Below are 12,218 nucleotides of genomic sequence, written 5' to 3' on the forward strand. Positions count from 1 at the left end.
TCACGGCAATATTACGCCATGATGAATAAGTTACGCGTTCTGGTCTTCCCAGTTCAGCGATTAGGGGAATAAATATGGCTACAGAAATTGGTGTTGTAAAAGCGCTTATCGGCGCTGTAACAGTCACCTCCACGGATGGCTCTGTGAGAACATTACAAGTGGGTGATGTGGTTTATGCCAATGATTTAATTTCAACCGGTGCCGAAGGTGCTATTGAGATTGAATTTGCTGATGGCAGCGTAATGGATCTGGGTCGCAGTTCTCAAGCACTTTTAGATGCTGAAGTATTTGATCCAACAAATACGGATGTCGAGGATAATCAACAAGCCGTTACTGACGATGTTGATGCCATACAGCAAGCGATTTTAGAAGGTCAAGATCCTACTCAAGTGGGTCAGGAGACTGCTGCTGGTGCAGGTACCGCTAATGGCAACGAAGGCCATGATGCGGTGTTTATTGATTATCTAAATCCTGAACAAATTCCTGAAGCAGGTTTCGACACTATTGGTGTTAGTAATACTTTCGACTTCCCTGAGGCGGATTTACTTTTTGTTGATAATGGTGATCCTGAACAATCGGGTATACCTCCCGTTACGCCTCCTTCTGGCGATATTGTTATTGAAGTCCCATCTAGCTTGGTTTCTGAAGGTGGTCTGCCTGAAGGACAATCTGGTGGTTCTGCATCATCAACCCAAACTATCAGCCTGGATTTAGGCGGAAGTGATTTAAGCAGTATTTCGTTATCGACATCCGGAAATACGACAACCTTGTTAACCCTGGACGGTCAAGCCATTGACACTGCATGGGATAGTTCTACCGGCACATTGATTGGCTACATAAGTGGCACAGACTCAACTGATGCAAGTAACCAGATTTTTACAGTCACACTAAGTGACATCTCGAATAATCAAGCTTCATATACAGTAGAGCTTCTTAAACCTATTCGTGATGTTGATGGGGTTACTGAAAATATTAATATTAATGTCAATGTCAGCAATAATGCTGGCGAGTCATCTTCTGCAAGTTTTGATGTAACCGTTCAAGATGATAATCCTGTTGCTAATCCTGCTCAGGAATCCATATCTGTCGGTCAGGCGGTTAATACAAACCTTCTTTTAGTTCTTGACGTCTCAAACAGTATGAATGAGACCACTGATTTTCAGGGGATGACAAAACTGGAAGTCATGATCAAGTCTAGCCTGAATTTAATTGAACAATATGAAGCGCTGGGCGATGTCATGGTGAATCTAGTGACATTTAACAATGGTGCTGAGAATCCAACAAATATTTGGGTCGACACAGCTACCGCGAAAGACATCATCAACTCACTCTCTGCGAGTGGAGAAACCAACTATGACGCTGCCTTAGCGGAAGCCGTTGAAGCCTTCAAAGACCCAGGTAAGATAGATGGTGCACAGAACATCGCCTATTTTATGTCTGATGGTGCGCCTAATGAGAGTAATCAAACAGATGCTGATGGGAATTATATCGGTGTTGGTATTGACAGCAGTGAACAACAGGCGTGGGAACAGTTTCTAGCTGACAATGATGTGACATCTTATGCTTTAGGAATGGGCGCTGATGCTGTAGCTAATGAGCTTGCGCCCATTGCTTATGATGGTGTTAAAGAAGCAGATGTTCCCGTCATTACCGTCACCGATTTTTCTCAGCTTGCAGATACATTAGTGAAGACTGTAACTGGCAACAGTGTCTCAGGTGACCTACTGGATGGTGGCTTTCCTTCAAGTGCCGGAGCTGATGGAGGTTGGATTAGTCAGATTTCTATTGATGGTGTGGACTACACATTCAATCAACAAACTAATACAGCCTCAGCTGGCAGTGCTATAGCAAGCTTTGATGCTTCAACTCATGTTTGGACCATTACTACCACTAATGGTAGTATCTTTACGGTAGATATGGACAGTGGTGAATATACATATAATGTTGGTGATTCTGCCAGTGGTACCTTCACAGAAGAGATAACCTACACCGTTACGGATGGCGATGGTGATACTGCCAGTAATACATTTACAGTCGATGTTGATGTTGATTTATCAACATTGGTGGTGAGTGATGATTTGGTCATTACTAATCAGGATTCTGTTGATATCCCTGACTGGGCTTTATTTGCCAATGACAGTGGTGCCGATGGTGAAACGTATACCCTGACAGACGCGACATCGACTACAGATACTGCCTCTGTGAATGGCAACAGTGTTACTTTCAATGATACAGACAGTAATGGCGGTAGCTTTAGTTATCAGAACCAAGCTGGTGGTCAGACAGACTCTGCGAATGTTTCTGTTACACACGTCAATGGCAGTATCCTTGAAGGTTCATTTAGGGATGAAATTCTGATCGGTGGCAATGATGTTGATTTTATTTCTGGCGGCGCTGGAAATGATGTACTGATTGGTGGAATTGGTGGTAGCTATGACGCTGGCTCAAGAACAGTGACAGCTACTGTTGAGTCAGGAGCCACTGGTACGGGTAATAATCAATTTTCATTTGCTTTAACTGCGTCAGCAATTGCAGCTGCTGCCGGATTATATGTAACTGAAATTCGTATCTCGCTTGCTGACTACAATGCTATTTTTGATCAGGTTGGTCAGGATAGTTATAAATTTACTTTAGGTGATGGTTCGACTATCTCTAGCGATGATATTCAGATGGTTACCGATGGTGACACTAATGAATTAGTGATCCAGTTTAAGCCTGGTACTTTTACCCATGAAGATACTCTGACTTTTGGTATTGATACTGATGGTCGAGGCATGACCACTGGCGATGATTTTGGCAGACAGGAAGTACCTTTTACCGTCTCTTTTAATGATGGCACAAGCCTAGATGGTACATATGAGCCTGATACGACTAATGGTGGTAGCTCAGGTACAGTTCAAGACAATCCCACGGTTACGGAAACATTAGATGGCGGAGCTGGTGATGACATCCTCGTTGGTGGTGACGGTGAGCATATTCTCCTCGGTGGTGAAGGTAACGATACGCTAGTTGGCGGTGGTGGCAATGACATCTTAACCGGTGGTGAGGGTGCTGATTTATTTGTTTGGCACAATGGTGGTCAAGGAACTGCAGCTACACCTGCTAATGATATTGTGACTGACTTCAATGGTACTGAAGGTGATAGCTTAGATCTTTCTGATATTCTTCAGGGAGAAGAAAGCAATGATATTACCGACTATATTTCTGTTGCTGAACAAGGTAACAACGTCGTACTGTCTCTAACACCTAATGGTGATGGTGGTGATATGACGCAGACAATCACCTTACAAAATACCAGTATTGATCAACTGGTTGGAAGTGATGCTTCTGGTATGTCTAATGCCGACATTATCAACTCTTTGATTACTAGCGGTCAGATTCAAGTAGATCAAAGTTAAGTTAGGATTTGAGAAGAATAAAAAAGCCGACATTAGTCGGCTTTTTTATTTGCATACTGAATAACAGTTACCAACAACCGACAGGACCAGTAGCACCTGTTTGAGTAATTGTTAGAGGTGTGCAGTTAGCATCATTAGCTTGAGATCCCTGAGCCGTTGCAACTAAGGTATAAGCTGTCGCTGTTGGAGCAGGGTTAGCTGCAATAATGTAATACGCTGTTCCCGTCTTAGGCGATTGATTAAAAGGTAGAGTGTTATCAGCACCTGCATAAGTGAAGTTTTCTGTGTAATAGCGCTCCATATAACTCGCCAATTCCATTAAGTCAGCTTGAGCATTAGCTCGTCGTGTTTGTCTGACTTGCTCTTGGTAAGACGGATAAGCAATGGCAGCAAGGATGCCTAGAATGACAACAACAATCATCAACTCGATGAGTGTAAATCCATTTTCTCTATATTTTATGTTATTCATTTAATAACCATATTTCAGTGATATAGGGGGGCTCGCCATCAGCACCACGACTCGTGTTAAAACCTATAGCTGTGTCTTCATTCACAATAGGGCCTTTTTCCCCTTGTGGCGCAAGACCATGCACAACCGTATTATGGTCGATAAGATACTCTTGATTAGAAATCACTAATCTATCTGAGGATAGCGATGAGTCCGTTACTGTTCCACTCTGACTAAAAGTCTGTGCAAATACTGACATTGGTATTAATAACACAGAGAGGATGGTTAAATAATTTTTTTTTAACATACATATGTCCTTAATCAGTCAGTTGAATCCAAGATCGCCTTCCTATCGCATCCTCACTTGAAGACTCTTCTTCTAAAATAAGCTCACCTGTCTCGGCATCACTCATAAATTTCACTTCAGTGGAGCCAGAACCAGGAACACGTCTGCTGATTTTAGGTGGCGAAATGATACTATCATAGCCTTTACCTGCGACAACTGGCACCTCGGTATCTGGCTCACCGTCACCATCAGTATCTACATAGAGATCATTTGCATCAATCACACCATCGCCATTGATATCCAGCGGCTGATAGTTCAGAGGTAGTCCCGTGTAATAGTCTAATTCCATTAACCAACTACTACCACCAAAATCACATGCATCTTCTGATGGAACAAGTGACGTAAAGATCACTTTTTCATCTCGGATAATGGCTTCAGAAACTTGTCTTTCACCACTATTTTCACCTGATGATGCACTGACTAAGTCAACATACCAGCCTCGGTCATCAGTGTTAGCTGTACCCCAGTTAATGATTTTATCTGATTCTGAGGCCGATATTGTCCGATAATTCGTGCCTAGAATCGTAAATTCAGCCATTGCTCGTTTATTGAGTTGAGCCCGAGAAAATGCATAACGTGTATAGGAGGATGTATCAGTATCATATACTCTCGGATCCCAAATAGCATAAAAACTCTGTGTAACTTGATCAACTGGAGTATTGTCGCCAACTTCAAAATATTTACCGGTACCAAATAAAAGTAAATAGCCATTTTTTTCGCTATGAAGCTCTACTTTAATTGGTGTTGTAATTGGTTGAATGTTGTCTTTGTTACAGCTTGTCCCGAAACACGCCGAGTATAAGGGCAGTGGCTTATTGGTATCCGCATCTCTGTATGTAAAGTCCCAGTCATTCTTATTATTGCTACCAATTTCAATGCTCCAAACATTACCAAACATATCACCGGCATAAATCAGATCGGTGGTGCCATCCTGGTTTGTGTCGATAGCTGTCGGCGTGGCGATTCCATTTGGTCTAAACTGTTCGGTTGGATCCTCATTTTTGCCTGTTTGTGTATCAAACTTACGAATCAGGCTACCGGTTTCTAAATCTACGATATAGATATAACCATTGCCATCATCACTGTCATGGCTTGCATTATTTGCACTGCCATCAGCGTCATTATCAAAAGTATTGTTGTACCCACCACTAAATAAGGCCGCCCATTTACCGTTGTTCAAACGAACAATATTTGCTTGTCCCATGGTGTATCCCATATCGGGATCATTCTTATCGGTAAATTCCCACAACACTTTTTTAGCTGATTCTGTTTCGTTTGAAAATGCTGAAGGATCCGTAATATCTAAGGCAAAGTAACCTTGACCTCCCGCGCCAAGACCTGAAACAAGTACTGTATGCCAACTGCCATCAAAAAAGGCATCTACCACAGTTGGACTGGCATCAACGTAATATTTGTGTGAGTAGCTGGGGGATGATAATTCTTTCAAGTTGTCATAGACACTATTCGGGACATAGGCAAACTTTTCTACTCCAGAATCAGCATCAAACGCATGCAACATCCCATCATTCGCCCCTACATAAATCATAGCGGTTCGGTTCAGATAGGTGCTGACAAACTCAGAATATAGGACAGAATCTTCTGGCTCATCATCTTCTGATCTATTGCCCCATTGATCGTAATAATCTGATCTAGGAGGACCAAGTAACACAGGAGAGGAATTAATAATATCGCCAAGTAATTTAGTTCGTGTTCTATAGATACCCTCAGATTTACTCTGTTCTTTCGATTGGTTACCACGCAGATAATTCAATACATCTTCGCTGCCTAATGATAATTTTTGACTAGAATTCAATGCATTCCAGTCAAATGCATAACCATTATTACCATCAGAGGTGAATATCACACGTTGATTAGCGCTTGGAATTTTATTAGCAGCATCCCACAATGCTGAAGGTAATAATTGTCCATCGTCATCAAAGCCAAACGCTAGTAGTCGTCCTGTCCAGTCGCCACTGTTAAAACGGGCTTGATAGACTTTACTGTCACTAGTTATGGCACCCGAGTTAACGGCAACAGCAGCGGAGGACGAAGTTCTCGATGTGATATTTTGTAAAATGCCAGCAAGTGATTCGGCAAACTCATCAGGATCAGCAGCACTGAAAAAATTACCATGACTATTGACTGCAGCATGCCATAAGTCATCTATTTTTGCTGGGTTTGAACTTCCCGGGTCAGGCCATGATTTGGTCGGAGGGGTGGCTGAAAGCGCGGCTAAATCATTCTCTGGGTCGAGTGAGCCTTTGACCCCGAGCCCCACAGTGAATGTGACCATGTGTTGCCAAAATGCTGGATCTTCCGTGTTGGTTGGTACTTCATTTTCTAAGTCTGTCCGAAGATCCCGTTTCCAGTAGTGCATGGCTGTATCAGCCAGTGTATTTGACCATGAATCAGAGAAAGGGGGAGATGCAATGTACGTATAATCGTCATCATTGGGACCACTGATGGTGGTGCCGTTGCTATTATCGACATTTCCAAGCCCAGGGCTGCCGCCATTCCAGTAGCCATCTGTAGTAAGAATATGATAGCTCTGACGACAAGTCAGGTGAGCAGAGGAGTCATCAGTACCTGGGTTAGCTCCCCATGGTCCTCTGTTGTCGGTTCTTTCGTAATATTGGCCTACACTGGCCGCAGCTGATCTGAGAGGTGTCCCGTAATTGTTAATCACATGATCGTAGAGGTTATCGTAAAATGCGGTCCTGTTTGCACCGCTAAATTTTCTGACGCCTCTGATCAGGGCTCTGTTACTGCTGACACCATCGATAGTGCGACTACCCTCGTTTATTGCAGCAAAACCGACACGGGAATTTTCAGATTGGGTGGCAAATGCTCGGCCTACACCAGCACGAGCTGTCAAAATTCGTGAGCGGTAATATTGAAACCAGTTAGCAAAGTTTTGTATTTCTTCATCACGTGTTCGAGTCGTACCGTTTGGACTGGTGAATGTTGCACTGGCTGAAGTGGAGTCGGTAATTCTTACTCGTGTATAGCGAGAGCGATCTAATCGCAATGCCTCTGAGTCAGAAGCGCTGCCATTGTATTTGTAGTATGTGATGGGCCAAAAACTATGGTTACCATTGCATGGGTCACCATAAGCACTACTGAGGCTACTGCCATGTTTGAACCAGCATGAGTATTGTGTTTGTTGAGTTTTTAAGTTGATACTTCCACGTGAAGGATCGGCCGGATTATATAGCGCAGCTGATGGATTCGCATTCCCCATACTCGTGCCGTCAGCCTTACTCCAAGGCACATAAGTCACATCTGGATTGTAGAAGACTGCGTTATTGACAGATGAGCGTGAAAAGAAGTTATGGACATTATCGTCATCAAAGTTTGGTACCTGGTTACTGTAGGTAACACCACCATAAAGACTGGACGGTCTAGGGAACAGGTAATTCGCATAATGTAAATTCTCATCAGGCATGACCTCCCATTGCATTGAACCTGAATCATCAAGTGTAAACATGATATTCGGTGCAACCACACCACCGAGATAGAGTGGCACATTACTGATGTTGAGATTAGCTGCTGAAGATGTCAGCGAGTAAATACCCAATAATACGAGCGCTGTGAAAGAGGATAATTTATTCATATTTTTACCTCATACGAACGACAGACTGTAAAAGGACCACGGATTGCACTGAGCCACCCACACCGCGGGCAGTAACGCGGTAGAACTTAGCACCACCTTGTTGCTGGTCTCGAGGCTTATTACCGTTACTATTTCCGGGTTTTATAATTTCTTCAATGACATAACGTGGTGGGCTGACAGCACCTTGTGGTTGGGTGGCGGCTGTGCCATTTGCAGTCCACCAGGCGGCGTTACGTTGAAGCCACCAAGGGGTCGCATCTGTGCCGACAGGATCCATTGATTGTTTGGTCCAACACCCGGGGGCACCAGTATCGGAACAAATTGGCAGATTAACCCAGTTTAAGACGGTACCTTCACCAGCTCGTAACGCCACTTCAGCTGCTTTAAACGCTATATCTCTGTCAATTTGATTAGATGCCATTTTTTCTTCCATGACACCTGTACGCATGGCAAAGATTCCTATCATGGTCAGCAATAACAGCATAATGAGACTGACAATCAAGGCCGCACCTGATTGTTGAGTTTTCATAATATACGGTTCCTGAGCGTTATTGTTTTGGTAAAGACTTGCCTCAACCTGCCGTCATCTGGGGTGATGACATTGCCCTCGAGGGTATAGGTGCCATCCCCTAATGCCACATTATCATTTTGTTGAGGGTCAATATTGATCATGACTAAGGATATGCGAACACTGATAATCTGCTCCCAGTCAGCCACTGCATTTGCTTTGACATATTGGTCTACACTACCGTTATTGCTGGTATCGACACCATACTCCACCTGCATCTGTTCGACACCTTCGATAAGTACATCTGGATTTTTTCCCAGCACCATCTGATAAAGAGAAGGGTAATTACTGGGGCCATTTCGAATAAAAAAAGTATGTGTAGTGATGGTATTTAACCAGCCCTGACTTAGGCCAGATAGTCCCAAGTCAACTCTACTATTTCCAGGTGTACCGATACCTGTTTCATGTTGAAGATTGCCGTCTACTGAGGGATCATTGGTCACCTGAAAAATCACGCTATTATTGCAGTCAGAAGCAATCACGATGTTAGCACACTCACCAGGCTTTGCTTCTGTCGCCGGATCGCAGTCATCCAGAGGATTATCCTGTGGAATTTTAACCGGAGCAGAGGGGCCTAAACTGCTATCGAAATGACTCACTTCAATAAAGACATTGCTCACTGTACGTAAGGTAAATACATCACTACCTGCTATCGCTTGATTGATTCCAGCAGGTAATGCGGGAGACCAGCCACCGTTGTTATCTGCTTCGTGGCCTAAGACTGGGGCACCACCTATGTCCCAGAAATAATTATTTGCCGTGTTCAGATTATTGACTAGGCTTCTACCTGTACCCCCTGAATTTCTTCCTGTAGCCCCTCTATTCCCTGTAGGGATAGAGTTACAACCGACGTAACCGGCGCGGTCTAAAAGCGATGAAATGTGATGAATTGCATAGCGTCCATCTTCTTGCATGCGCGCTTTCATATCTTGTACACGATAGGTTTGACGCGTACTAACGAATAACTCTATTACCCCAGCAATCAGTAAAAGGCCTATGACGAGTGCCACCATCAATTCGACGAGAGAAAACCCTTTTTCTTTATTCATATCGCACTTTCCAGAACCATTGTCGAGGTCGCATAGTCACCATAATTAGTATTCTCATCACCAATTTGAATATCTGACCATCTCACCGTGATCGTACAAATGAAGGGCTGGTTCACAAGAAAGTTGCCACACACAATTTGTCCTTCACCTGCAGGAAGATAGGCTGCTAAAGCCGCTCGCCATTCTCGAACATCCGTATCAGAAACACTATTGCCAGCTGGCGTTGCCCCATTAAAAAGGATGTCATAGTTTTTTGCATAGGCTGCCGTGGTATTGGCTTTCATGCGCTCTAGTATGCTGCCAGCAAGAATATTAGCTTGGGTTTTGAGGCCTGCGGTTGAGTTGGCCTTGAGGGTGGTGACTTGTAAATGTGCCATACCAAGTAAACCTATAGCTAAGACAAATACTGCCACCATAACTTCCAGTAAGGTAAAGCCGGTTTGTTGACGTCTCATCATGGGCAAACATTCCCGATAGAAATTCTGCTACTACCTGACTGGTTCACGGTAATAATTCTTTCATTGCTGCCTGTCGAGCAAAAAGTGATATTGCCATTTGGGAAACCTAGTGTGGATAGAATTTCACCTGTCGGCATAAACCGAAATCCACTGCCTGTATTTCCGGCAGTGACTGACGTAACATTGTCCAAGGCATTTTGTTGGGAAAGAAAGCAGTCTTGATTCTCTGCACAAACGGCCCCAACATCTCCAAGCGACTCATCAGCATCCCAGTCAGTAAATACATTCCAGCCACTACTCCAGTCACCATTCGTAATAGGTAGCATGGTGACTTGAATGCCTCTTCTGATGGCTTCGCTGCGTGCCAGTTGCATAGTGCCCATAAAGTCATTTGCTGTGGTGATAAGGCGGTGGTCTCGAATCATCTGTGAAAAACTCGGCGCAGCAATAGCTAATATGATGGCGGCGACCGCGAGAGTTACCATCAATTCAACTAGAGTAAATCCTTGATTAAATTTGTCTTTTACCACTTTATTCAGCCCTCTCCATGGGATCGGTTTTAGCCTTATTTATTTTCTCAGTCAAGTTTCAATCAATAGACTTTGTGGGGCTTGTCTCATATTTGAAAAAAAACTGTGAATATCAGTCATATCGTCGTTTTTAGTGTAACAACAAGGCGGCAATAGGGGGAAATCTTTGCCGCTAATTTCGACCACTACATTGCCGAACTCATGGTGACTTATCGGCAATTCATACAGTTAGTTTAGTTGGCACGTTAAATGCTGAATGACAATTGTAAATGAGGATGGAGGCGTATAAATGCCGATTAATTTTGATAGTGCAATTGGAATTCATGCTGATGCATTACGCGTGCGTTCACAGCGTGCTGAGCTACTTGCCACCAATATGGCCAATGCCGATACGCCTAATTATAAAGCCCAAGATATTGATTTTAGGGAAGCTTTGAATAATGCGATGACGGGGTCAGCGCCTGGTCAATTAAACACGACTAATCAAAAACACTATTCCACAAACCCGGAATCTAATGGTTTGATGGGACCGATTCAATACCGGGTAGCAACACAGGATTCTTTAGATGGCAATAGTGTCGATGAAGAAGTGGAGCAGGCACAATTTATGCAGAATGCTGTTCAGTATCAGGCCAGCCTGCAATTTTTGGGTGGTAAGTTCAACTCGCTGACACGGGCACTGAAAGGAGAATAGGCACTATGTCGTTATTTAATATTTTTGATATTGCCGGAAGCGGTATGAGTGCTCAGTCTCTACGTCTGAATACAACGGCAAGTAATCTCGCCAACGTCGATAGTGTCAGCAGTAGCATTAATCAGACGTATAAAGCCAGACAACCTGTGTTTGCAACCGTGTTGGATAATGCTCAAGAAGGTTATAAGCAGGGCGCTGTTCAAGTTCAGGGCATTGTCGAAAGTCAGGCTCCTGTCAGGCAGGAATATAACCCGAGCCACCCAATGGCAAATGAAGATGGCTATATTTTCCACTCAAATGTGGATCCGATTACCGAAATGGCAAATATGATGTCCGCGTCACGTTCCTATCAAAACAACGTTGAAATCGCGAATACCTCAAAACAATTGCTGTTAAGAACATTACAGTTAGGGCAATAAGGAGGGGTGAGAGATGGCTGTGAGCGGAATTAACGATAACAACCCGTATGCATTCTTGAACTCGACTAGTTCAACAGAAGAAAAAAATAAAGATGCTGGCACACTGGGGATGGAAGATTTTATGTCCCTGATGACAACGCAGTTAAAGTATCAGGACCCGATGAATCCCATGGAAAATGGTGATTTTCTTGGGCAAATAGCGTCTTTTGCTCAGGTAACAGGCTTATCTGACTTGCAGGATTCTTTTTCTACTTTTGCCAATTCGATGCAATCTAATCAGGCATTGCAGGGATCATCATTAGTTGGGCGAACAGTGCTAATCCCCTCATCAATAGGTAACTTAACAGCAACAGATGGTTTATCCGGTCGGATAAATGTTGCCGATCCTGTTACAGATTTGAAAGTGAAAATTTATGACGAGGCGGGTGTTGTAGTACGTACTATCGACATGGGCTCAGCCTCAGGTTATACCGATTTCACCTGGGATGGCTTTGATGATAATGGCGAAGCTATGCCGGAAGGTGTTTATCAATTCAAAGCCTCGGGTACGGTTGATGGCTCGAATACAGCTTTTGCTACCGGTGTTTTAGCTCAGGTGTCGAGTGTTTCAATCAGTTCGACCGATGGATTGATAGTGAATCTGGCCGGAATTGGTTCGGCGTCATTTAGTGAAGTTGTTGAAATTCTTTAGGAGA

The 12,218-nt window shown here is 43.6% G+C and carries 11 protein-coding genes; 4 read left to right on the forward strand and 7 right to left on the reverse strand.

Annotated elements, in window-relative coordinates; all coding sequences use genetic code 11:
• Window positions 1-74: 74 nt before the first annotated feature.
• On the forward strand, window positions 75-3,398 hold the full coding sequence (locus tag MAMP_RS03345) for a retention module-containing protein (protein ID WP_007144577.1): 3,324 nt from the start codon (window positions 75-77) through the stop codon (window positions 3,396-3,398).
• Between the two features lie 67 nt (window positions 3,399-3,465).
• Here MAMP_RS03345 and MAMP_RS03350 read toward each other — a convergent pair whose 3' ends face one another.
• From MAMP_RS03350 to MAMP_RS15610, 7 genes are read right to left on the reverse strand one after another with little or no spacing between them, the layout of a single operon-like run.
• Window positions 3,466-3,867 (reverse strand): type IV pilin protein, encoded by a 402-nt coding sequence (locus MAMP_RS03350; RefSeq protein WP_040576167.1) that lies wholly within the window; start codon window positions 3,865-3,867, stop codon window positions 3,466-3,468.
• Window positions 3,860-4,153 carry a hypothetical protein gene (locus MAMP_RS03355; RefSeq protein WP_007144579.1) on the reverse strand — a complete coding sequence of 98 codons (294 nt, stop codon included), beginning with the start codon at window positions 4,151-4,153 and terminating at the stop codon, window positions 3,860-3,862. The genes MAMP_RS03350 and MAMP_RS03355 overlap by 8 nt, the downstream gene beginning before the upstream one ends.
• A 10-nt stretch (window positions 4,154-4,163) precedes the next feature.
• Entirely contained in the window at window positions 4,164-7,805 is a 3,642-nt protein-coding gene (locus tag MAMP_RS03360; RefSeq protein WP_007144580.1) for a pilus assembly protein, read from the reverse strand.
• A gap of 4 nt (window positions 7,806-7,809) precedes the next feature.
• A complete protein-coding gene (locus MAMP_RS03365) occupies window positions 7,810-8,334 on the reverse strand; it encodes a pilus assembly PilX family protein (RefSeq protein ID WP_007144581.1) in 525 nt (174 codons plus the stop codon).
• Entirely contained in the window at window positions 8,331-9,422 is a 1,092-nt protein-coding gene (locus MAMP_RS03370) for a PilW family protein (RefSeq protein ID WP_007144582.1), read from the reverse strand. Before MAMP_RS03370 ends, MAMP_RS03365 begins: the two co-directional genes overlap by 4 nt.
• Complete coding sequence (gene pilV / locus MAMP_RS03375) at window positions 9,419-9,880, reverse strand: type IV pilus modification protein PilV (RefSeq protein WP_007144583.1); 462 nt, start codon at window positions 9,878-9,880, stop codon at window positions 9,419-9,421. Before pilV ends, MAMP_RS03370 begins: the two co-directional genes overlap by 4 nt.
• Window positions 9,877-10,410 (reverse strand): GspH/FimT family pseudopilin, encoded by a 534-nt coding sequence (locus MAMP_RS15610; RefSeq protein WP_007144584.1) that lies wholly within the window; start codon window positions 10,408-10,410, stop codon window positions 9,877-9,879. Before MAMP_RS15610 ends, pilV begins: the two co-directional genes overlap by 4 nt.
• Window positions 10,411-10,699: 289 nt before the next feature.
• Between MAMP_RS15610 and flgB the strand changes: the two genes are divergently transcribed.
• Genes flgB through MAMP_RS03395 form a run of 3 tightly spaced genes read left to right on the forward strand, consistent with a single transcriptional unit; the run spans window position 10,700 to window position 12,214 of the window.
• Entirely contained in the window at window positions 10,700-11,104 is a 405-nt protein-coding gene (gene flgB / locus MAMP_RS03385; RefSeq protein WP_007144586.1) for a flagellar basal body rod protein FlgB, read from the forward strand.
• A 5-nt stretch (window positions 11,105-11,109) separates the two neighbouring features.
• Entirely contained in the window at window positions 11,110-11,523 is a 414-nt protein-coding gene (flgC, locus tag MAMP_RS03390; protein WP_007144587.1) for a flagellar basal body rod protein FlgC, read from the forward strand.
• A 13-nt stretch (window positions 11,524-11,536) separates the two neighbouring features.
• A complete protein-coding gene (locus MAMP_RS03395) occupies window positions 11,537-12,214 on the forward strand; it encodes a flagellar hook assembly protein FlgD (protein WP_007144588.1) in 678 nt (225 codons plus the stop codon).
• The last annotated feature ends 4 nt before the right edge of the window (window positions 12,215-12,218 follow it).

Source organism: Methylophaga thalassica MP, from assembly GCF_000214595.1.
Classification (GTDB): domain Bacteria; phylum Pseudomonadota; class Gammaproteobacteria; order Nitrosococcales; family Methylophagaceae; genus Methylophaga; species Methylophaga thalassica.